General features: G+C 35.5%; 21 protein-coding genes and 1 riboswitch. Of the genes, 17 read left to right on the top strand and 4 right to left on the bottom strand.

Annotated features, from left to right (window positions below; translation table 11 throughout):
- Positions 1 to 81: 81 nt before the first annotated feature.
- Positions 82 to 3363 carry a glycosyltransferase family 117 protein gene (locus ACP7AV_RS03875; protein ID WP_426090840.1) on the top strand — a complete coding sequence of 1094 codons (3282 nt, stop codon included), beginning with the start codon at positions 82 to 84 and terminating at the stop codon, positions 3361 to 3363.
- Between the two features lie 72 nt (positions 3364 to 3435).
- On the top strand, positions 3436 to 4092 hold the full coding sequence (locus tag ACP7AV_RS03870; protein WP_426090839.1) for a polysaccharide deacetylase family protein: 657 nt from the start codon (positions 3436 to 3438) through the stop codon (positions 4090 to 4092).
- Here the strand turns inward: ACP7AV_RS03870 and ACP7AV_RS03865 are convergent.
- The 3 genes from ACP7AV_RS03865 to ACP7AV_RS03855 form a co-directional block, all read right to left on the bottom strand.
- The gene (locus ACP7AV_RS03865; RefSeq protein ID WP_114754879.1) at positions 4089 to 4385 is read right to left on the bottom strand and encodes a thioredoxin family protein; all 297 of its coding nucleotides are present in this window, start codon (positions 4383 to 4385) and stop codon (positions 4089 to 4091) included. The two genes, ACP7AV_RS03870 and ACP7AV_RS03865, sit on opposite strands and share 4 nt — an antisense overlap.
- Positions 4386 to 4458: 73 nt before the next feature.
- Positions 4459 to 5694 carry a metallophosphoesterase gene (locus tag ACP7AV_RS03860; RefSeq protein WP_426090838.1) on the bottom strand — a complete coding sequence of 412 codons (1236 nt, stop codon included), beginning with the start codon at positions 5692 to 5694 and terminating at the stop codon, positions 4459 to 4461.
- Positions 5695 to 5898: 204 nt separating this feature from the next.
- Positions 5899 to 7389, bottom strand: a complete 1491-nt coding sequence (locus tag ACP7AV_RS03855) for a hypothetical protein (RefSeq protein WP_426090837.1) — start codon at positions 7387 to 7389, stop codon at positions 5899 to 5901.
- A gap of 368 nt (positions 7390 to 7757) precedes the next feature.
- On the opposite strand from ACP7AV_RS03855, the gene polA reads away from it, so the two are divergent.
- On the top strand, positions 7758 to 10601 hold the full coding sequence (gene polA / locus ACP7AV_RS03850; protein WP_426090836.1) for a DNA polymerase I: 2844 nt from the start codon (positions 7758 to 7760) through the stop codon (positions 10599 to 10601).
- Positions 10602 to 10685: 84 nt separating this feature from the next.
- On the opposite strand, the gene ACP7AV_RS03845 is transcribed toward polA, so the two are convergent.
- A complete protein-coding gene (locus ACP7AV_RS03845; protein ID WP_426090835.1) occupies positions 10686 to 11708 on the bottom strand; it encodes a LacI family DNA-binding transcriptional regulator in 1023 nt (340 codons plus the stop codon).
- 434 nt (positions 11709 to 12142) lie between these two features.
- Here ACP7AV_RS03845 and ACP7AV_RS03840 point away from each other — a divergent pair, with 434 nt between their 5' ends.
- From ACP7AV_RS03840 to ACP7AV_RS03775, 14 genes are all read left to right on the top strand, one after another.
- Positions 12143 to 12886, top strand: coding sequence for a ferritin-like domain-containing protein (locus ACP7AV_RS03840; RefSeq protein WP_426062925.1), 744 nt, complete (start codon positions 12143 to 12145; stop codon positions 12884 to 12886).
- A gap of 19 nt (positions 12887 to 12905) precedes the next feature.
- Positions 12906 to 13712 carry a ferritin-like domain-containing protein gene (locus ACP7AV_RS03835; protein ID WP_426062924.1) on the top strand — a complete coding sequence of 269 codons (807 nt, stop codon included), beginning with the start codon at positions 12906 to 12908 and terminating at the stop codon, positions 13710 to 13712.
- A 229-nt stretch (positions 13713 to 13941) separates the two neighbouring features.
- Entirely contained in the window at positions 13942 to 14397 is a 456-nt protein-coding gene (gene rplM, locus ACP7AV_RS03830; RefSeq protein ID WP_091202984.1) for a 50S ribosomal protein L13, read from the top strand.
- On the top strand, positions 14397 to 14783 hold the full coding sequence (rpsI, locus tag ACP7AV_RS03825) for a 30S ribosomal protein S9 (protein ID WP_091202987.1): 387 nt from the start codon (positions 14397 to 14399) through the stop codon (positions 14781 to 14783). Before rplM ends, rpsI begins: the two co-directional genes overlap by 1 nt.
- 219 nt (positions 14784 to 15002) lie before the next feature.
- Positions 15003 to 15809: a 30S ribosomal protein S2 gene (gene rpsB / locus ACP7AV_RS03820; protein WP_426062923.1), complete on the top strand. Its 807-nt coding sequence runs from the start codon at positions 15003 to 15005 to the stop codon at positions 15807 to 15809.
- Between the two features lie 110 nt (positions 15810 to 15919).
- Positions 15920 to 16744: a translation elongation factor Ts gene (gene tsf / locus ACP7AV_RS03815; RefSeq protein WP_426062922.1), complete on the top strand. Its 825-nt coding sequence runs from the start codon at positions 15920 to 15922 to the stop codon at positions 16742 to 16744.
- A gap of 153 nt (positions 16745 to 16897) precedes the next feature.
- Positions 16898 to 17551, top strand: coding sequence for a queuosine precursor transporter (locus tag ACP7AV_RS03810; protein WP_426090834.1), 654 nt, complete (start codon positions 16898 to 16900; stop codon positions 17549 to 17551).
- Positions 17552 to 17553: 2 nt separating this feature from the next.
- Positions 17554 to 18114 carry a DNA-3-methyladenine glycosylase I gene (locus tag ACP7AV_RS03805; RefSeq protein ID WP_426090833.1) on the top strand — a complete coding sequence of 187 codons (561 nt, stop codon included), beginning with the start codon at positions 17554 to 17556 and terminating at the stop codon, positions 18112 to 18114.
- Between the two features lie 91 nt (positions 18115 to 18205).
- Positions 18206 to 18302: riboswitch (TPP riboswitch) on the top strand.
- Positions 18303 to 18365: 63 nt separating this feature from the next.
- Positions 18366 to 18572: a sulfur carrier protein ThiS gene (gene thiS / locus ACP7AV_RS03800; RefSeq protein WP_426090832.1), complete on the top strand. Its 207-nt coding sequence runs from the start codon at positions 18366 to 18368 to the stop codon at positions 18570 to 18572.
- Between the two features lie 276 nt (positions 18573 to 18848).
- The gene (thiC, locus tag ACP7AV_RS03795) at positions 18849 to 20672 is read left to right on the top strand and encodes a phosphomethylpyrimidine synthase ThiC (RefSeq protein WP_426090830.1); all 1824 of its coding nucleotides are present in this window, start codon (positions 18849 to 18851) and stop codon (positions 20670 to 20672) included.
- A 38-nt stretch (positions 20673 to 20710) separates the two neighbouring features.
- Positions 20711 to 21310 (top strand): thiamine phosphate synthase, encoded by a 600-nt coding sequence (locus ACP7AV_RS03790; RefSeq protein WP_426090829.1) that lies wholly within the window; start codon positions 20711 to 20713, stop codon positions 21308 to 21310.
- Complete coding sequence (locus ACP7AV_RS03785; RefSeq protein WP_426090828.1) at positions 21283 to 22038, top strand: hydroxymethylpyrimidine/phosphomethylpyrimidine kinase; 756 nt, start codon at positions 21283 to 21285, stop codon at positions 22036 to 22038. The genes ACP7AV_RS03790 and ACP7AV_RS03785 overlap by 28 nt, the downstream gene beginning before the upstream one ends.
- Positions 22031 to 22663 (top strand): thiamine phosphate synthase, encoded by a 633-nt coding sequence (locus tag ACP7AV_RS03780; RefSeq protein ID WP_426090827.1) that lies wholly within the window; start codon positions 22031 to 22033, stop codon positions 22661 to 22663. The genes ACP7AV_RS03785 and ACP7AV_RS03780 overlap by 8 nt, the downstream gene beginning before the upstream one ends.
- Positions 22650 to 23420 carry a thiazole synthase gene (locus ACP7AV_RS03775; protein ID WP_426090826.1) on the top strand — a complete coding sequence of 257 codons (771 nt, stop codon included), beginning with the start codon at positions 22650 to 22652 and terminating at the stop codon, positions 23418 to 23420. The genes ACP7AV_RS03780 and ACP7AV_RS03775 overlap by 14 nt, the downstream gene beginning before the upstream one ends.
- Positions 23421 to 23575: the final 155 nt, after the last annotated feature.

Here is a 23575-nt window from a genome sequence, read left to right as displayed (position 1 = left end):
CCAGAAAATAGTGTTAATGCTATGCAGGTTAAACAAAAAAACATTTTCTTTGTGACTTACAATTAAATTAAACTTTAGTACATGGATAAAGCAGCATTCAATTTTAATAAATGGAATACAATTATTGGTTGGCTTACATTTGGAATCGCATTATTGACCTATACGCTGACAGTTGAGCCCACCATGAGTTTTTGGGATTGCGGCGAATACATTGCCACAGCGGCCAAATTAGAAGTTGGCCACCCACCAGGAGCTCCTTTATACCAGATGATTGGTGCTTTCTTCGCCATGTTTGCTGCCGATGAAACTAAAATTGCCTTAATGGTGAATATGATGTCCGTGTTTTCGAGTGCTTTTACCATTTTATTCCTATTTTGGTCTTCCTCGATGATCTTAAAAAAATTAGTTTCCCGATTTTCAGAATTAAACAGAAACAATGAAATTGTAATCTTAGGAAGCTCGCTTGTAGGCGCTTTGGCGTATACTTTTTCTGATAGTTTTTGGTATAACGCAGTCGAGGCCGAAGTTTACGCCATGGCTTCCTTATTTATTGCGTTATTATTTTGGCTCGGATTACGCTGGGAACAGGACATGAACAAACCAAGAGGAAATAAATGGTTATTAATCATTTCACTTGTTGTTGGACTATCGTTTGGTGTTCATTTCATGGCTTTATTAACAATCCCTGCAATTGGATTTTTATACTTTTTCAAAAACTATCAAGTTGTTACGGTTAAAAGTTTCCTTATTGCAAACGTGGTAGTAATCGCTATTTTACTTTTTATATTCAAATTACTTCTTCCTATGACCATGGGATTCTTTGGTAAAACCGAAGTTTTTATGGTGAATAGCTTGGGATTACCGTTTGACTCCGGAACTATATTAGTCACTGTTTTGCTGGCTGCGCTGTTTTATTTTGGATTAAAATACACCAACAATAAAGGTCTTGCAAATTACAACACTTTAATTCTCTGTGTTCTTTTTATCCTAATCGGATTTTCTACTTGGACAATGTTACCAATTCGTGCCAACGCCAACACCGTTATTAACGAAAACAAACCTTCTGATGCTCGTGAAGTTCTTGCGTACTATAACAGAGAGCAATACGGTGTTAACCCATTGTTTTACGGTCCTCAATACACCGAAGCTTTTTCAGGTTTAGACGACGACAATCCTTATCTGGACAAAGCCCCCAATTATGAAAGAGATTACAAAACAGGGAAATATGTTATTGTCAATAATTTCAAAAATGCCGAACAAAATACGGATGACAACCACAAAACTATTTTACCAAGAATGTGGAGTGGCGATCATATTGAAAATTACATGAATTTCACAAATCCGCCAGAGTTCAGATTAAATCCTAATTATTCGTACGAAGACGATCTGGCCAAATATGGGATTGACCCTAGCCAACTTAGTGAAGAAGAATATAATAAAGCGATCGCGCAACTGAAAAATGAAACCGAAAAAATCGTCAACGAATTCAGACAAGCTTACTCTCAAAAACAAATTGACAACGAAGGTTACATTAAATTTCTAAAAAGTTACGGTGATTATTTATTGGTTGACAAACCAACAACCGTTGATAATATTGGCTTTATGGTTGAATACCAATTTGGCTATATGTATTGGAGGTATTTAATGTGGAATTTCGTTGGTCGTCAGAATGATGTTCAGGGAAGGTACGATTACTTAGACGGGAATTGGCTTAGCGGAATTTCATTTATAGACGAATTACACTTGGGCAGTCAAGAAAATTTACCATCAGATGTATTGAACAACAAGGGTAGAAATGTCTATTTCTTTTTACCGTTTATTCTTGGTTTAATAGGTTTAATGTACCACGCCAATAAGGATTTAAAAAGTTTTTACGTTCTGCTGGCTTTATTTCTTTTTACTGGAATAGCATTAAAAATATACTTGAACGAAAGACCTTTTGAACCACGAGAACGGGATTATGCGTTAGTTGGCTCTTTTTACGTGTTTGCCATCTGGATTGGTTTTGGAGTTTATGCATTATACGAAAGCATCCAAAAATATTTAGCTCCAAAAATTGCCGGCCCAATAATTATCTGCGCCAGTTTACTGGCTGCTCCTGTATTAATGGCTGCTCAAAACTGGGATGACCATGATCGTTCAGGAAAATCTACTGCTGTAGCCATGGCAAAAGCATACCTTACTTCTTGTGATCCTAATGCTATTTTATTTACCATTGGTGATAACGACACTTTTCCGCTTTGGTACGCCCAAGAAATTGAAAAAGTAAGAACGGATGTCAAAATTGTAAATACTAGTTTATTCATGACGGATTGGTATATCGATCAGATGAAAACCAAAACATACGAGTCAGATCCATTACCTATTTCATTTACACACGATCAGTATGTGGGAGATAAATTGGATTATGTGGCACATATTCCAAAAGTGGAAACCCGTTGGGATATAAAAGATTTTATTGATTTTATAAAAAATCCAAAATCAACGGTTGAAATGCAAAACGGACAAACCATTCATTTTTATCCTACGAATAAAATTAGAATTCCAATTGACAAAAACATCATTATGCAAAATAAAGTAGTTTCTGCCAAATACAATGATTCTATAGTTCCCTATATTGATTTGGATATAAGTAAAAATGCTTTGTACAAAAACAGATTAATGATGCTGGATATTGTTGCCAATAACAATTGGAAACGACCTATTTATTTTAGCGGAGGCGCATTTGATGACGAAGATTACATCTGGATGAAAGAGTATCTTCAACTGGAAGGAATGGTATACAAATTAGTACCGATAAGAACAATTATTCCTAAAGATGGAGGCCCGCTTGAAATGGGACAAATAGACTCCGATAAAATGTATGATAAAGTAATGAAATGGGATTGGGGAAACAGCGAAAGCAAAACCATATACCACGATCCTGAAACAAGAAAAAACAGTATTAATTATCGTTCATACCTTTCAAGATTAATGAATCAACTGATTATTGAAGGCAAAAAAGACAAAGCAAAAGTCATAATTGATTTGGCTATGAAAAAAATGCCTTTGGAATATTTCGGTTATTACTCTCTCTTAGAACCTTTTGCTGGTGGTTATTATAAAATTGATGAAAAAGTAAAAGCACGACAATTGCTGGAAAAACTAATCGGTAAGTATCAAGAAAACCTCAACTATTACGGTAAACTTAAATCTTCCGAGCAAAGTAGTATTGCAACTCCTATAATAATCGATATCGAGCGTTATAGAAGCCTTTTGCAAGCCATGAAAGAAAATGGAGATTTAGATTTTTACAATAAGCATAAAATCACTTTCAACACGTACATCAAAATGTTTGAACGTTTTGGAAGAGAGAAAGAGTAATTTTAAATTCAATTAGAAAAAATAGCGGTGTTGAAAAATGTCGCTATTTTTTTTTAATCTTAAAACTAAAAAATGAAATTTTACTGGGTCAAGACAAATTGGATCATAAAAAAAATATTTTCTAATTATACTTGGGATGTTTCCAATTCAGGAAATACCGTATATCTCACTTTCGATGACGGACCTATTCCAGAAATTACAACATGGGTTTTGGAAGAATTAAAAAAATACGACTTGAAAGCTACTTTTTTTTGTATTGGAGAAAATATTGAGAAGCATCCCGAAATATTCAAAAAAGTAATCCGCGAAGGTCATGCCATAGGTAATCACACTTTCAATCATTTAAACGGATGGAAAACGCCGACTGAAGCTTACATTAAAAACATAAAATTGTGCGAAGAAGTAATCGAAAAAACTACAGATTACAATTCAAAATCTAAATTATTCCGTCCGCCTTACGGCAAATTAAAAACCGCTCAAGCTAGAGCAATAGAAAAATTGGGCTATGAAATAATTATGTGGGATGTACTTAGCGCAGATTTTGATACAACACTATCTAAAGAACAATGTTTAAATAATGTGCTGTCAAAAGTAAAACCCGGAAGTATTATTGTGTTTCACGATAGTATTAAAGCCTTCAAAAATCTTGAATATGTTTTACCAAAAACACTGGCTTTTTTAAAAGAAAATAATTTTAATTGTGATGTTTTGCGACATAAACAATTTTAGAATTGTTCCTGAACGATTCCAATAAGCGTATTGGCATCTAATTCGCCAGATTGTCTCCAGATCATTTGACCTTGTTTGTAAATCATCAGTGTTGGCAAACCTTTGATGCGCAAAGCATCTGCTAACTCTTGATTTTTATCTACATCAATTTTTATCACTTTTGCTTTATCGCCAAGAGCTGCTGCTACATCTCTGATAACAGGATGCATTGAAACTGAAGATTCGTTCCACTCTGTATAAAAATCAATTAATACAGGCACTTGAGTATTTATAAGTTCTCCAAATTTTGACATAAAACCAAAAATTTAATTTTTAAAATTCACTAAAAAGAGATATTTATTTTACAAATGTAGCATTTTAAACGAATTATGCCACATTAACGCCTTTTTTTAGTTCAATGACTGTTATTTCCGGCATAATACCTACTCTACCTGGATATGCGTGAAAACCAAATCCTCTATTAACGTAAACGTATCGTCCAAGGTTTTCATATAAACCAGCCCATTGCTTGTAAACATATTGAGCCAGGCTCCATTTGAAATAACCCGGAATTTCGATACCAAATTGCATTCCGTGTGTATGACCAGAAAGCGTAAGGTGATAATGTTTCTCATCATGTTGCACGACATGCTCCCAATGTGAAGGATCGTGACTCATCAAAATCTTAAAATCTTCTTTCTTTAACGGTCCCGCAGCTTTTGTTAAATCTCCTGCCTGCTTGAAATTATGACCCCAGTTTTCAACACCAACCAACGCTATTTTAGCTCCTTCTTTTTCAATAAAGGTATGTTCATTCAGCAACAAATTGAAACCAATTTCCCCATACAGACTTTTTATAGCCCTAAAATTCTCTTCTTTGGCAGCCTCTGTTGGCCATGTTACATATTCGCCGTAATCGTGATTCCCCAACACGGAATATTTACCGTATTCGTGTTTTTTAATTCTATTGAATGTTTCTATCCAAGGATGCATTTCCTTGGCATCCGTATTTACGATATCACCCGTAAACAAAATCAAATCTGAATTTTGTTCATTAACTAAATCAATAGCGTAATTAATTTTTTCCGGGTTATCAAAACTTCCGCTGTGAACATCCGATATTTGAGTAATCTTAAACCCATCAAAAGCTTCTGGCAAATCCGGGAAAAAAATACGTTGTTTAATTACTTTATAATTGTATTTTCCAATGGTCACACCATAAATTAAAGATAAAAAAGGAACTGCCGCTAACCCTAATCCTATTTGACTGACGAACTTTCGTCTGGAGTTGAGGAAATCCGTGCTCTTGTCATAATCGACAAAATAATTTACGCTTCCTGCTCCCAATCTAAAAATATCTTCGCTCATTAGGACAAGAGTCAAAATCAATTTGGGAACATAAACAATAAGCAGTAAACCTACAACACCCATCAATTGCCTAGTTTGCCCTGAATTTCGATCAAATTGCATCAAAGAATAAACAATATATACTAAAACCAGTAGGCTTATAAGCTGAATTGAAAATAATACTGGCTTTGATTTTATTAAAGTTTTTAATACCTGAAAAGTATATAGCTCAATAATAAGAAGGATGAGACACAAGAATACGATACGAAAGATCATTTTAATCAAATTTTACACAAAGTAACGACTTATGAAAATAGCTTAATTAATATTATAATAATTTTAACGTACCAATAGCAGCTAAATTTAAAAATAAAATCTTTGGAATTTTTTACCAAAGCTTTTGTTTTTCTGCAGCCTATATCTTTTGTTTAAAGGAGACATTAAAGCAATGTGTAAAGTATTCTACTACTTTTTACCAAATTAATTGGCAGATAAATTAACGGAAGCAATTTTTACGTTTCCTGTTCCATCTTCACGAGCTACCCATAATTCAACAAAATTATTAGTTGTTAATTCAACTAATGTTTGGATTGATAATGAAATAACATCATCGGCAACACTAGATCGTACAAACACTTTTGATTTGTCAATAAGGATACCATTCTTTGCGATATAAAATACAAATGTAGTATTGTTGGCAGTGGTTTGAAAAGAAATAGAACCTCCTACTCTAAAAAAACGTTTTTTACTACCTAAATACGTTATCTTATTATTACCATCTTTAGCAAATCTAAAAAGATCTTCAGATGTAGTTGCACCATCCACTTTTTGAGCGGTAGTACCCGTTAATACTGTTGGAGATGGAGCTGCTACAGTATAATTGAAATTAATATTACCCACAGCGGATAAATCCGTTTCGGTAGGAATTCCTGCGCAGCGAACATTCCATTTATTATTAAAATTATAACCTGCATAAACCCTAGGTGTATATGGATTTACATATCCTGCTGGATAATCTCCTGTAAACACAACGGTCTCCATGACAGCATCTCCTGTTATTGTTGGATTGGAAGACACATCAAAGCCAATGCTTGAACCAGAAACCTCACTAAATCCTCCTTGCTTGGCCACTTGTCCAAATGTACCAACAATCTTTTCATAAGTCCCAGAATTTCCGAGAGGTAAAGCACCTCCGAACCAACCTGCATTGTTAATCAACAACTTTTTAATATCTTGATAAATAATTCCATTTGCATTACCTACATATTGTATAATACTCACAAATACTAGTGAAAAACCTTTGATAAGACCTACATTAGCTGAATTGGCAATGATACCATCTCTTAAAATTAAATTTGAAGTTCCGTCACCAGTAATATTAAAAACATTACCCCCCGCACCTGATGCCACTAACGCTAATCCCCTAATTGACCCACCTGTTGTTCCCATAAAAAGATCTCCACTAAGTTTAACCAACTTATCCTCTCCAGAATCTAAACCAATAACATAAGCATTATTCAATTCTATCGGCAAATCTACTATAATGGTACCGTTAATTTCATACAAAGTTGTCGCATCCAAAAGATATTTATTATTAGCACCTGCTGCTTTCTCCGCCGCCAAAACCGTCGCTAAAACGTCCGTAGATTTAATTCTTTTAAATTTTAATCTACCGTTAGTACCGCTATTAATAACATTCCAAGACGTTATAGAGGAATTGAAATGATAAAAAGATTTTAAATCCGTGTCGTACACCATTAAACCGTCAGCTGGAGATACAATGGCAACACGTTGTGCCGTTGTCATTCTGGGTGTCAACATTCCTTGAGTTGTAGAGGACACATCTAACACAGAACTTGCGTTCGGAGTAATAGTTCCAATACCTACTTGAGCAAATACATTTGTTGTTATTGTCATAAAAAATAACAAACAGGCTAGTAATACCTTTTTAGTAAAGTAATGTTTTTTCATAACAAATAAGTTAAATTATTAAACTTCAAGACTATAATTGAGCTTTTTAAACTGTTGCTCAAAAATATACTTTACATCGATTAAATACTAATTTAATCGATTAAACGCACTTTTTTAAATTTACTATACTTATAATCTTACATTTTAAAAGTGTTAAAAATATCCATTTTACTTTTTGTAATTATTTTCTTATATGTCAAAGCTGGTAAAATATTTATTCCAAACAAAATGATAAAATTTGGATTATACCTTAAATTTATTCTTTTCAAAATTGGATTTTATGGCGCATCTTAGAAGAAATAATTCGCTCCTTTACTCCTTTATCTACCAAGTTTCGTACTTTTGAAAACTTTACAAAATCACAATTCATGTCACAACAGAAACGACTTTTTCTTCTAGATGCTTATGCCTTAATCTTTAGAGGTTATTATGCCTTCATAAAAAACCCAAGAATCAACTCAAAAGGACTCGATACATCGGCCATTATGGGATTCATGAATTCCTTGATGGATGTTATAAAAAGAGAAAAACCAGACCATTTAGCCGTTGCATTTGATAATGGCGGAAGCCAATTGCGAAATGACATATTTCCTGAATATAAAGCCCATCGAGATGCCACTCCTGAAGCCATAAAAATTGCCATTCCATACATACAAGAACTATTGAAAGCCATGCACATTCCTATTATTGAAGTAAAAGGATATGAAGCTGATGATTTAATTGGGACTATTGCAAAACAAGCGGAAAAAGAAAACTACAAAGTCTTTATGGTTACCCCAGATAAGGATTTCGCACAGCTTGTTTCCGAAAATATATTTATGTATAAACCCGCCCGAATGGGAAATGGAATAGAAATTTGGGGAATTCCTGAGGTTTTGGCAAAATTTGAAATCGAACGACCAGATCAAGTAATTGACTTTCTTGGAATGATGGGCGATGCTGCCGATAACATTCCGGGACTGCCCGGCGTGGGAGAAGTAACGGCTAAGAAACTTTTAAAGGAATTTGGAACCATGGAAAACCTTCTGGCCAACACAGACAAGCTGAAAGGAAAAATGAAAGAGAACATTGAAGCCAACAAGGAAAAAGGATTATTGTCCAAAACTTTAGCAACTATTCTTCTGGATTGTCCAGTTATTTTTGACGAAACAGATTATGAATTATCCACTCCTGATGTCGAGAAAACGGATGCACTATTCAACGAATTAGAATTTAGACGAATGGCGGAACAATTTGACGCTATATTTAAAAAAGGCGGAACTGCCGCTGACAGCACCAACCCAGTTGATGAAACCAAATTGTATAAAAAACCTCAAGCTAAAAACGAAGAACAGTTCGACCTTTTTGGAACTACCATTCATGACGATTCTTCTGAAGAAACACGTCATCAATATTACAGTTCATTAGCAAATACAGAACATTCGTATCAGATAATCCTAGGGGATTTAGGACTGAAATTGCTGTTGCAAAATTTACAAAAACAAACTTCAGTATGTTTTGATACCGAAACGACGGGTTTAGATCCTTTGCATGCAGAGTTGGTTGGAATATCATTCTCTTACGAAAAAGGAAAAGGATTTTATGTTCCGTTTCCGGAAAATCAAGAGGAAGCACAGACTTTAATCGAGAAATTTATTCCTTTTTTCGAAAATGAAAGCATCGAGAAAATTGGTCAAAATTTAAAATATGATTTAAAAATTCTTTCTAATTATAATCTTACCGTAAAAGGAAAGCTATTCGATACCATGATTGCGCATTATCTTATTAATCCGGATATGCGTCATAATATGGATATTTTATCGGAAACATATTTGAAATATTCGCCTCAATCCATTGAAACATTAATTGGAAAAAAAGGAAAAAACCAGAAATCAATGCGCGATGTTGAACTGGAAGAAATCAAAGAATATGCTGTTGAAGATGCCGATGTAACCTTGCAACTCAAAGAGATATTCACTTTGGAATTAGACAAAACCGGTACCAAAAAACTTTTTGAGGAAATCGAAATTCCATTGGTAAAAGTCTTGGCTGATATGGAAAAAGAAGGAATTCGTGTAGATGTGGATTTCCTTAAATCGCTTTCGAAAACATTGGATGATGATATCAAAATTTTAGAAGCGAACATATTTGAAACTGCGGGTGAAAAATTCAATCTCGCTTCCCCAAAACAATTAGGTGATGTTTTATTTGACAAATTGAAAATTGGTGGTGCAAAGCAAAAGAAAACCAAAACCGGTCAATACGCAACAGGAGAGGAAATCTTAAGTTATTTAGCCGCCGAAAACCCAATTGTAAAGGACATTCAGGACTGGCGACAATTAGTAAAACTGCAAAACACCTATGTTGATGCGCTGCCCAATCAAGTAGATGGCATCTCTCGACGCATTCACACCGATTACATGCAAACTGTTGCCGCAACCGGTCGTTTGAGTTCCAATAATCCTAATTTACAAAATATTCCGATTCGTACGGAACGTGGTCGACAAATACGGAAAGCATTTGTGGCCCGAGATGAAAATTACACGTTGGTTTCTGCGGATTATTCTCAAATAGAATTGCGTGTAATTGCCGCATTAAGCGGGGAAGAAAACATGATAAAGGCATTCCAAAATCATGAAGACATTCACAAATCTACTGCTTCTAAAGTGTTTAATGTTCCGCTTGAAGAAGTGACTCGTGAGCAGCGAAGTCATGCCAAAACGGTAAATTTCGGAATTATATATGGAGTTTCAGCTTTTGGACTGAGCAATCAAACTTCATTGTCCAGAAGTGAAAGTGCGGCTCTGATTGAAGCGTATTACCAAACCTACCCAAGATTAAAATCCTATATTCAGGAACAAATAGAATTTGCCAGAGAGAACGGCTATGTGCAAACAATCCTTGGCCGTCGCCGTTATTTAAAAGATATCAATTCTCAAAATGCCATTGTTCGTGGCGGTGCAGAACGAAACGCGGTAAACGCGCCGATACAAGGAAGTGCTGCTGATATCATCAAAATTGCAATGATTAACATTCATCAAAAACTAACCTCCGAAAACTGGAAAAGCAAAATGCTGTTACAGGTTCATGATGAACTTGTTTTCGATGTGCATAATTCGGAACTCGAAAAAATCAAACCGATGATAAAATATGAAATGGAACATGCATTTAAACTCGATGTACCTTTGGATGTAGATTTAGGATCAGGAAAAGATTGGCTGGAAGCGCATTAAAATAATCTTTCATTAACTCATAAAAAAATCTCTAATCATTCCGAAACGATTAGAGATTTTTTTGTAGTTATAGTAAACGAGTTGCTACAATTTTCTTGTTGACTCTCTTTCTTTCAATTTTGTTTTAATGACAACGGTTTCATAAGGAACATGCTCTTCTTTAGATTCTAATCTGTCGATGAGCAATTTAGCAGCTACTTCTCCTATTTCTATTCCGTGCTGACTGACGGTTGTTAAACTGGGAGACAATCTACGGGAAGCAAGAATTCCATCGGCAAAACCAATGATTGAAATATGTTCTGGAACTTTAAATCCTTTTTTAAGCGCGATTCGTAAAGCGGCAACAGAATCATTTTCTTCCAAAGCAAAAATCCCATCAATTTTATTTTCAAAAACTTTTTCGATTTTCTCTTTTAAATCTTCTTCAGAGTCCGTTCTTAGGATTACGGCGCTATTCACATCAATATTATTTTTTTCCAAAGCTTTCAAATACCCTTCTGCTCTTAGCTTACCAACACTTAAATTATCGATAGAAGACAACAAAGCGATATTTTTGCAGCCCAAATCAATTAAATGTTGGGTGGAATTTAAAGCGGAATCAAAATCATCTACAATTACTTTGTCACAATCAACGCCTTCCGCAATCCGGTCAAACATAACAATGGGAGTTCCATCATTAATAATTGCCGAGAAATGACCGTAATCCTGATTTTTTTGTGCTTCCTCAGAAACTGAAACAATAAAGCCATCAATAGTTCCATTACTCAGCATTTCCAGTGTATGCGCTTCTTTCTCTGAAGATTCATTGGAAATACACATAATAACGTTGTATCCTTTTTCGTCCGCTACTTTTTCGATACCGCTAAATACTTTGGCAAAAAAAGAATTTAAAATATTTGGTATGATGACACCAATGGTTTTTGTTTTTCTGTTTTTAAGATTCAGACCAATAACATTGGGTTTGTAGTTTTTTAGTTTTGCGTATTCTTTAATTTTCACTTTGGTTACCTCACTAATTTCCGGACTATCATTAAGAGCTTTTGAAACCGTTGAGACAGAAACGTTAAGTTCTTTTGCTATTTGTTTTAATGTAGCTTTGGCTTTCATATATTTTAAAATATTAAAGGGAAACGAGAAGACGATATGGTAATTATACAAACTATTTCAACAATTCTATAATAATAATCAATATAATTACATCAATTTTACATTGTAATTAATTGAAAATCAATACACAAGACGTGGCTTATTATCATTATCTTTGTAATAACAATTCATCAATCGCAAATATACATATTAAATCATTAATCAGAAAGAATACAACTACTAACCTTTTAAATGTTCACAGTATGAAAAAATAGAGTTTTGATTCAATAAGTTAAACCAAAAACTACTCCTAATCTGCCCGAAAAATTACCGTAATTAAGTTTTTTATGTGGTATTATTAAAAAAATCTAAAATCTAAAACTGAACACCTTAAGAATTCGTTTATACCTACTAAACGTGTAATTACTATTAATAACCCTTAAAGAAAGTAAATTATGAAAAATGTAGTTTCGATTCAAGAAGTAAAACCATCTTGCACAAACAGAAGGAGCTTCCTGAAAATTAGTGGCCTCACACTTGTGGGCACCAGTTTGTTATTAGCGGGCTGTAATAATGACGATGATGAAAATAAACCAGTAAATCAGTTTCCCGGAGCACGAAATGGAGTTTTTGATTTAGGAGGCGGAGATTTTGGTGTTTTAACCTATGCTTATGCATTGGAACAATTAGAAGCCGATTTTTACACTAAAGTAGTAAACTCTTCAGGATTCACGACGAATTTCACAGCGCAAGATCAAATAATTCTTACCGATTTGTATCGTCATGAAGTAATTCACAGAGAATTTTTCAAGGCTGCCTTAACCGGTGCTTTACCCGACTCTAAAACTCAATTGCTACCCAACTTGTCTTTTACCTACGGAACCTTGAATTTTAGCAACCGCACCCAAGTCTTGGCTACGGCCAAAGCTTTAGAAGACACAGGGGTAGCTGCTTACAACGGTGCTGGAAAATTATTAGCTAGTCCCGACTACCTTTTATTAGCAGGGAAAATAGTTTCTGTTGAAGCAAGACACGCATCGGCTATTAGAAGTTTAATTAATCCAAATTCAAAAGATTTTGCCGGCGATGATGTTGTAAATGTAACTACGGGATTAGATGTTGCAAGTAATCCATCGCAAGTAATTCCCATAGCTGCCGGATTTATTACCACAAAATTTACTGCTCAGTATTTACCTTAAACTTTTAAATTTAGAAATTATGAACATATTAAAATTTATAGAGTCTCTTGCAGATGAAAGTGTAATGCAAGCTAAAGGCTCCAGAAGAGAAAGTTTGGGCCAATTCAGTAAATTAGGTAAAAATTTAGCACTAGCAGCTATCCCTTTCGGATTAGCATCAACTTCAGCCTATGCTGCTGATATTTCGCCAACTCCGAGTACGCCAATTGGAGCTTTACAATTGGCCTTGACATTAGAATATCTTGAAAAAGAATTTTATCAGATGGGTTTAGATTCCGGAGTCATTCCTCTACTTGAAAATTCAGGTCGTGATAGGAAAGTTTTTGAACAAATCTCCAAACACGAAACTAGTCATGTAACTTTTTTAATCGCAGGGTTGGGCGGTACGGCAAGTGCAAATTTTGTACCTAAACCCACTTTTGACTTTACAGTTGGCGGTGCTTTTAGACCCTTTAACGACTATCCAACATTTCTTGCCTTGGCGCAAGCCTTGGAAGACACAGGAGTAAGAGCGTACAAAGGACAGGCTGGAAATCTAATTTCAACTCCCGACTTGTTAACCGCTGCATTACAGATTCACTCTGTTGAAGCCCGACATGCCTCGGAAGTAAGAAGATTAAGAGGATTAAAAGGATGGATTACAGGAAATCAAAGAGGTGCAGGTATGCCCGCAGCAACACAAGCCGTATATGACGGTGAAGAAGTTACACTGCAAGCAGGATACAATACAGCTACACTATTTGGAGCAGATGCAGGTTCAGAATCTTATGACGAGCCACTGACTACAGCTCAAGCGGTAGCAATAGCAAATATTTTTATCGTATAAAACAATTGCGCTCCTGATTAAAACCATTTGAATTTATAATTCGAATGGTTTTTTTATGTATCACACTATATATTACCGTATTATTACATTTATTATCATTATTTTCATAAAATAATAATCTATGGATTCCTCGTTAAAATTATCTTTTACAGGTGTTTGTATTTAAAATAATTAATTGTACTTTTGCAACCCCTTTATTGGGGATGGAATGTTTAATTAAAAATATATTATGGACGCATTAAGCTACAAGACACAATCAGCAAGCAAAGCCACCGTTACAAAAGAGTGGATTGTTGTAGATGCTGATGGTCACAACTTAGGTCGTCTTGCTTCAAAAGTCGCTATGATTTTGAGAGGTAAGTACAAGCCAAGTTACACACCACACGTGGACTGCGGAGATAACGTAATCGTTATCAACTCAGAAAAAATTAACCTTACAGGTAACAAAATGGATGAAAAAACATACATCCGTCACACTGGTTACCCTGGAGGTCAAAGAACTTTAACTGCTAAAGTATTGCAAGCGAAGAATCCTGCATTACTAGTAGAAAAAGCGATAAAAGGAATGTTGCCAAAAAATAAAATTGGCGCTGAACTTTTTAGAAATTTAAATGTTGTTGTAGGATCAGAGCACAAACAAGGCGCTCAAAAACCTAGAACAGTTAACCTTAACGATCTTAAGTAATGGGAGTTATTCACAAAATCGGTAGAAGAAAAACCGCTGTTGCACGTGTTTATGTTTCGGAAGGAACAGGAGTAATCGTTGTAAACAAAAAACCATTCGAAACTTATTTCCCAACTGCAACTTTACAGTACAAAGTATTACAACCAATGTCTATGACAGAAAATGTAAGCAACTTTGACGTAAAAGTGAACGTTTACGGAGGTGGTTCAACTGGTCAAGCAGAAGCTGTAAGAATGGCATTGGCACGTGTTATGTGTGAAGTAAATGCTGAAAACAGAGCTATCTTGAAACCACAAGGTTTATTGACAAGAGATCCAAGAATGGTTGAACGTAAGAAATTCGGTCAGAAGAAAGCTCGTAAGAGATTCCAATTCTCTAAACGTTAATATTCAATCTGAACTTGTTTCAGATTATCAAGTTCATACGCTGGTTTTATTATCAGCCTAAAGTGAAAAGATGCTGAAATAAATTTAGCATAAAAATTTAAAAAAAACAGTTGTTGTTGCTCTCCTACTGAGGTAGGAAATAGTTTAGCATCTAAATGTATAAAGCCGAGAAATCGCCATTTATTCATTGCTAATCAACAGAACGTAAACTAGAACAAAATGGCAAACAAAGTAGAAGTAAAAGACTTACTAGAAGCAGGTGTTCACTTTGGACACATGACTAGAAAATGGGATCCAAACATGGCTCCTTACATCTATATGGAGCGTAATGGTATTCACATTATCAATCTATATAAAACTGCAGCAAAAATTGAAGAAGCGAATGAAGCTTTGAAAAAAATCGCTGCATCAGGTAGAAAAATATTATTCGTTGCTACCAAAAAACAAGCAAAAGACATTGTTGCTGAAAAAGCAAAAGCTGCAAACATGCCTTACATCACAGAAAGATGGCCTGGTGGAATGCTAACTAACTTCGTAACTATCCGTAAAGCTGTTAAAAAAATGGCTACTATTGATAAAATGAAGAAAGATGGTACATTCATGACTCTTTCTAAAAAAGAGCGTTTGCAAGTAGATCGTCTTCGTGCTAAATTAGAGAAAAACTTAGGTTCAATCGCTGACATGTCTAGACTACCGGCTGCATTGTTCGTAGTTGATATCAAAGCGGAACACATTGCAATAAAAGAAGCACAAAAATTAAACATTCCAGTTTTCGCAATGGTGGATACCAATTCTGACCCAAGAGAGGTTGAATTTGTAATCCCATCTAACGATGATGCTTCTAAATCAATTGATAAAATTTTAACTTTAGTTACAGCTGCAATTGTTGAAGGACTTTCTGATAGAGGTTCTGACAAGGAAGGTGATGCTACTGCTGAAGTTGTTGCTCCTACTGCTGAAGTTACTCCTGCTGTAGAAGCCGCTCCTGCTGCTGAAGCTGCTGCGCCGACTGCAACTGAAGAATAAATAAAATAAATTTAAAGATTGAAGGGTTTAAAGATTAAAAATTATTGATTGTAGAATTAGTAATTAAATCCTTAAATTTTTCAATCTTTTAATCTTTAAATATAAAAATTATGGCAACAATTACTGCTGCAGACGTAAATAAATTAAGAACAATCACTGGTGCAGGTATGATGGACTGCAAAAAAGCCTTGGTTGAATCAGAAGGAGATTTTGATTTAGCAATCGAAAACTTACGTAAAAAAGGACAAAAAGTAGCTGCAAACCGTTCTGACAGAGAATCTACTGAAGGTGCTGCAATTGCTGTTGTAAACGCTGATAAAACTGCTGGAGTTGTTATCACATTGAACTGTGAGACTGACTTCGTGGGGATGAATGAAAACTTTGTAAAAATGGCTACTGAAATGGCTAATTTAGCATTGAACTTCAATACCAAAGAAGAATTTTTAGCGGCTGATTTCAACGGAATCACTGTTGCTGATAAATTAATCGAGCAAACAGGAGTTATTGGTGAAAAATTAGAAATCAGAACTTTCGAGAAATTAGAAGGTGCTTTTATCGGATCTTACATCCACTCTGGAAACAAAATCGCCACTTTAGTTAGTTTATCAGCAAAATTAGAAGGTGCTGATGAAGTAGCAAGAAATATCGCTATGCAAGCTGCAGCTATGTCTCCTATTGCTTTAGACGAAAATGGTGTTGATGCTGAAACTATCGCTAAAGAAATCGAAATTGCTAAAGATATCTTACGTCAAGAAGGAAAACCAGAAGCAATGTTAGACAATATCGCTAAAGGTAAACTGGCTCGTTTCTTCAAAGACAATACTCTAGTAAACCAAGATTATATCAAAGACAACAAAATGAGCGTTGCTGCTTATGCTAAATCGTTAGATAAAGATCTTATCGTTACCGGTTTCAAAAGAGCTGCGTTAGGATAATTTACTCAAAATTTATTACAGAATCTTAAATTTATTTATATTTTGTTTAAAAATTCAAAATCCCATTCTTCAAATCGAATGGGATTTTTTTATTCCTTAAAACCACTTCTAAAAAAAAATTAAAACACTAAATTTGAAATTTAAATTTTATTTATGTTCAAAACAAAAAAAGAACTTGTCTTTGTTATTCTGGCCGGAATCTTCATTACTAACGCCGTTACAGCAGAACTAATTGGTGGAAAATTGATACAAATAGGTCCGTTTGTAATGAGTATAGGTATTTTGCCTTGGCCTATCGTTTTCCTGACGACTGATTTAATCAATGAATATTTTGGTGAAAAAGGAGTAAAAAAACTGTCCATAATCACAGCCTGTTTAATTTCCTATTCTTTCCTTGTTTTACTTTTTGCAATCAATATTCCTGCAGCAAAAGGAATAAGCCCGGTAAATGATGAACAATTTTTTGCAGTTTTTGGTCAAAGCATGTGGATTATTGTAGGTAGCATTATTGCCTTCATGGTTTCTCAATTAATAGATGTGACTGTTTTTTGGTTTTTCAAAAACCGTACGGGAAACAACAAAATCTGGCTCAGAGCAACAGGCTCCACTATAATTTCTCAGTTGTTCGATTCTTTTATTGTGTTGGGAATCGCTTTTTGGCTACCCGGAAAAATCAACTTTGATACTTTTATAACTTCGGCATTGACTGGTTATACATTCAAACTCGGAATTGCCATTCTCTTGACTCCTTTAATTTATGTGGGTCACTATTTAATAAAAAATTACTTAGCCTCTGAAAAAGAATAATTATGGCCGAAAAAATACGGTGTGGTTGGTGCTCCTCAAGTGATTTATATAAAAAATACCATGATGAAGAATGGGGAGTTCCCGTTTATGACGATCAAAAATTATTTGAATTTCTAATCTTGGAAACGTTCCAAGCTGGACTAAGTTGGATTACAATCCTAAGAAAAAGAGAAAACTTCCAATTAGCTTTTGATGATTTTGACTATAAAAAAGTCGCACTTTACACCGAAGATAAAATCCAGGAATTACTTCAAGATGCCGGAATAATTCGCAATCAATTAAAAATTCGTGCAGCTGTTTCCAATGCGATTGCCTTTATGAAAGTCCAACAAGAATTTGGCAGCTTTTCCAAATACATTTGGGAATTCACCGAAGGAAAACCCATTCAAAACAACCGGCAATCTTTACAAGAAGTTCCTTCAGCCACGCCACTTTCTGATGAAATAAGCAAAGATTTGAAAAAACGCGGCTTCAAATTCGTCGGTTCTACGGTAGTTTATGCACACATGCAAGCAACCGGAATGGTCGATGATCATGTAGTCAATTGTTGGAAAAAACAGTAATTTTTCAAAAATCAATAACAAAACAAGTTTAAAAAGTTTCTTTTTTTTTCAAAATTTAAGAATCACATCTAAAAAAATATCCTACATTTGTTTAACACTTTAGGGGTGTCTACAACATTGTAGGCTGAGAATTACCCTCTGAACCTGATCTAGTTCATACTAGCGTAGGGAAAAGTAAGATGACTTCCTGGTACATTTATGTACTCCTATAGCCATTCCTAAAGTATAACTGTATACTAAATTCAAAAGGAATGGAACTCAAAATCAACAATCAAACAAAACAATTTGCAACTGACAGTCTAACTGTTCAGGCACTTCTCGACTTGGAAATTCCCATTAAACAAAATGGAATTGCCGTAGCCATTAACAACACCGTTATTCCAAAATCCAACTGGAAATCCCACATCATTCAAGAAACCGACGACATTCTAATCATCTCTGCAACTCAAGGAGGATAGTTTGGCTGCTCGGGCGGGCTATCCATTTCAAGTCCGCACTTGCAATCCTATAAAACATAGTCTTAGTCAAAGCTTCCTTACGGTCGCTTCACTAATCCTTGTTTTATCTGGCTTTCAACTTTACGGGCTTTCCATTACTATCCCTAGCAGAACTCCGACTACTAGAAAATTATTTTATCAATAAAGCTTAAAAAGCTTTAAAAACTAAAACAAAAAAATCTGCCGAATCTGCCGAATCTGCGCGAAAAATAGAAAAACAACCTAAGACCACTATAAATGAAATCCGAAGAAAAAATTTCAAGAACTCCTTTTCCAAACTCTACAAAAATTTACGTAGACGGAACCCTTCATCCCATAAAAGTAGCGATGCGGGAAATTGCATTGGCTGACACTAAAATGTCAAACGGCAGAATAGAAAAAAACCCTCCAGTTACCGTTTACGATACCTCGGGCCCATTCACCGACCCAAATATCGAAATTGACATTCGAAAAGGATTGCCACGCATTCGGGAACAGTGGATTCTGGATCGTAATGATGTAGAAGAATTAAGTGAAATCTCTTCCAAATATGGAAAAAAGCGTTTGAATGACGAAAAATTAAACGAATTGCGTTTTGGATATTTACACAAACCCATGCGTGCCAAAAAAGGAGCCAACGTTTCCCAATTGTATTACGCAAAACAAGGAATTATTACTCCCGAAATGGAATATATTGCCATTCGTGAAAACCAACGCTTGGAGTTGATAAATGAACAAACTAAGGCAATGCAATGCCAACACAATGGAAATAGTTTAGGAGCCAATACGCCAAAATCTAAAATCACACCTGAATTTGTCCGCAGCGAAGTAGCCAGAGGCCGTGCCATTATTCCAAATAACATCAACCATCCCGAAAGTGAGCCTATGATTGTAGGTCGCAACTTCTTGGTAAAAATTAATGCTAACATTGGGAACAGTGCCGTAACCTCAACTATCGAAGAAGAAGTAGAAAAAGCAGTTTGGGCTTGCCGCTGGGGAGCTGACACGATTATGGATTTATCAACCGGTAAAAACATTCACGAAACCAGAGAATGGATTATCCGAAATTCCCCCGTACCAATAGGAACCGTACCTATTTACCAAGCACTAGAAAAAGTAAATGGCGTGGCCGAAGACCTGACTTGGGAAGTCTATCGAGATACGTTAATCGAACAAGCAGAACAAGGTGTTTCATATTTTACAATCCATGCTGGTGTTCTATTGCGTTACATTCATTTGACTGCGGAACGTGTTACCGGAATCGTTTCCCGTGGCGGTTCTATTATGGCAAAATGGTGTTTGTTTCACCATCAGGAAAACTTTCTTTACACCCATTTTGAGGAAATTTGCGAAATCATGAAACAATATGATGTAGCGTTTTCATTAGGAGACGGTTTGCGCCCAGGTTCTATTGCCGATGCGAATGATGCCGCTCAGTTTGCCGAATTAGAAACACTTGGTGAACTGACAAAAGTAGCCTGGAAACACGATGTTCAAGTATTTATTGAAGGCCCTGGTCACGTACCAATGCACATGATAAAAGAAAACATGGATAAACAACTGGAACATTGTGACGAAGCTCCGTTTTACACTTTAGGACCATTAACAACGGATATTGCTCCAGGTTATGACCACATCACTTCTGCCATTGGCGCGGCAATGATTGGTTGGTACGGTTGTGCGATGTTGTGTTACGTGACTCCAAAAGAACACCTTGGTTTACCCAACAAAAAAGACGTTAAAGACGGCGTAATCACGTATAAGATTTCGGCTCATGCCGCTGATTTGGCCAAAGGGCATCCCGGATCGCAATACCGTGACAATGCTTTGAGCAAAGCTCGTTTTGAATTCCGTTGGGAAGACCAATTCAACTTATCCTTAGATCCAGATACAGCTCGTGAATTTCATGATGAAACATTACCGGCAGATGGCGCCAAAGTAGCTCATTTTTGTTCCATGTGCGGACCAAAATTTTGTTCTATGAAAATCTCCCAGGAAATTCGTGATGTAGCCGAAACCGAAAAAGGAATGAAAGAGAAATCACAAGAATTTGTGGAAAGCGGAAAAGAAATTTACATATAAAAAATTAGAAGATCTAGAAAGGAGAATAGAGCAAAGTCATGATCGTAATCACAAATCCCCTTCCTGTACCTAATGAAATCGACACCATTCATTCTCTTTTTGAGAATGGACTGGAGTTGCTTCATATTCGGAAACCTGATTTTTCAGAAACAGAAATGAACGTTTTTTTATCAGAAATAAAATCCGAATTCAGACAGCAATTGGTTTTGCACAGTCATCATCAACTAGCTTCCGCAGCTGGAATACATCGGATTCATTTTACAGAAAAAGCAAGAATTGAAACATCCGAGAAAAGTTTAAAAATCTGGAAGAAAAACGGATTTTCACTCTCTACTTCGATTCATCAAATGATTGATTTTGAAAAATTATCTACTGTTTTTGACTATGCTTTTTTTGGTCCTGTTTTCGAAAGTATTTCTAAACCAAAGTACATTTCGAATATTGACTTTGTAAAGGAATTGGAACAAAGAAAGAATAACGAAACTTCATTAGTAGCACTAGGAGGAATTACTTATGATAAAATCAAAACTGCATTAAAATATGGCTTTGACGATGTGGCCCTTTTAGGAACCATTTGGAACAGTAATCATTCAATAGAAAATTTTAAACTATGTCAGAAAATAGGTCTTTCGTATTAACAATTGCAGGCTTTGATCCGTCTGGAGGCGCAGGGGTTTTGGCAGACATCAAAACATTCGAGCAACATCACGTTTATGGTTTTGCTGTCAATACCGGCAATACCATTCAAACCGAAAATCAGTTCTTCGAAATGGAATGGACTGACCAAGCTTATGTTTTGAAAACACTGGATAAACTGTTTAAAAATTACAGTATCAAAGCAGTAAAAATTGGAATTGTTCCTTCACTGAATTACCTGAAAGATATTGTTTTTGCTATAAAAAAGCTTTCGCCAAAAACAAAGATTGTTTGGGACACCGTTTTAAAATCTACAACCGAATTCCGTTTTATAACGATAGACAATCAAACTCTTTTGATTGAAATAGTAGAACAAATAGATTTGATAACACCCAATTACAATGAAATATTACAGTTTTCTACAGCAGAAAAAAATCCGAATTTAATTGCTCACGATGTATCAAAACATTGTGCTGTATTACTAAAAGGGGGTCACAATCCTCTGGTAATTGGTGTTGATTGTTTATATACTGGAAAGGAAATCTTCAGGCTCGCGCCAAATACTACTTTGGTTTTCGAAAAACACGGCTCCGGCTGTGTATTATCATCAGCGATTACAGCCAATTTAGCTTTAGGACAAGATTTAAAAACGGCTTGCTTCAATGCCAAAAAATATATAGAAACCTATTTACAATCTAATCAAACCAAATTAGGATACCATCATGTTTAATAAGCTACAATACATTTCGCAAGGAAATACAGTCGAAGAACAATTGCACAACATTCACAAAGCACTGGATAATGGTTGTGACTGGATACAAATGCGATTCAAAAATCAAAACGCGCTTGAAGTTTTCACTTTGGCGGAAGCCGTAAAAATAGTATGCAAAGAATACTTAGCCACTTTTATCATCAATGACAACGTCCATTTAGCAAAGCAATTGGATGCGGATGGAGTTCATTTAGGTTTGAGTGACATGAGCGCTAAAGAAGCAAGACTCATCTTAGGAAAAACAAAAATCATTGGGGTAACTGCAAACACTTTTGAAGATGTGCTCCAAAGAACAGCCGAAAAGTGTGATTATATTGGTCTGGGTCCGTTTCAATTTACGACAACCAAACAAAATTTAAGCCCCATTTTAGGATTGGAAGGGTACCGATTAATAATCCAACAAACGAAAATAAAAAACATCCAAATTCCCATTTATGCCATTGGAGGAATTACACTTGAAAATGTAGAAAGTCTAATGAAAACTGGAATTCACGGCATAGCCGTTTCCGGTTTGATTACACAAAGCGAAAATCTATCTCAACTTATCACTCAACTTAACGTCAAATTATATGCTACCATTTAAAATAGGAGACAAAACCTTTAAATCCCGCTTGTTTTTAGGCACAGGAAAATTCGGTTCCAATCAGCAGATGGAAGAAGCCATTTTAGCCTCTGGAACCGAGTTAGTAACCGTGGCTCTAAAAAGTATCGATTTAGAAACCAAAACCGATCCCATTTTATCCCATCTTAAACATCCGCTGATTAATTTGTTACCCAATACTTCTGGAGCAAGAAATGCTAAGGAAGCCATTTTTTCGGCGCAATTAGCGCGAGAAGCGTTGGAGACCAATTGGCTTAAACTGGAAATTCATCCTGATCCAAAATATTTAATGCCCGATGCAATTGAAACCTTAAAAGCTACGGAAGCTTTAGCCAAATTAGGGTTTATTATTTTGCCTTACATCCATGCAGATCCGGTTTTGTGCAAGCGTTTGGAAGACGCCGGAACTTCAGCGGTGATGCCTTTAGGTTCTCCAATAGGCAGTAACAAAGGATTAAAAACCATCGATTTTTTAGAAATAATAATCGAACAGAGCAACGTTCCCGTGATTATAGATGCCGGAATTGGCGCACCATCTGATGCTGCAAAAGCAATGGAACTTGGCGCTGATGCAGTTTTGGTAAACACAGCAATTGCTGTGGCAGGAAATCCAATATTGATGGCAGAAGCTTTTAGAGAAGCGGTTATTGCCGGCAGAAAAGCTTACGAAGCGCAATTAGCGCAAAAAGTAAATCGTGCGATAGCTTCAAGTCCTTTGACAGCGTTTTTGTACGAGTAATGTTTTTTGGTCTATTTACAAGAAAACCACTGAAAAAATGGCACGCAGATTTTACAGATTTACGCAGATGGTAAATAAAAAATCTGCTGAAATCCCTAGAATCTGCGTGCAACAAAAATTCTCAATCGTATTAAAATAGCTAGATTTAATTTATA

Origin of the sequence: Flavobacterium sp. DSR3-2, assembly GCF_049896525.1 — a bacterium.
Classification (GTDB): domain Bacteria; phylum Bacteroidota; class Bacteroidia; order Flavobacteriales; family Flavobacteriaceae; genus Flavobacterium.
Note: the sequence above shows the minus strand (reverse complement) of the source record. Positions and strands in the feature narration are given on the sequence as shown.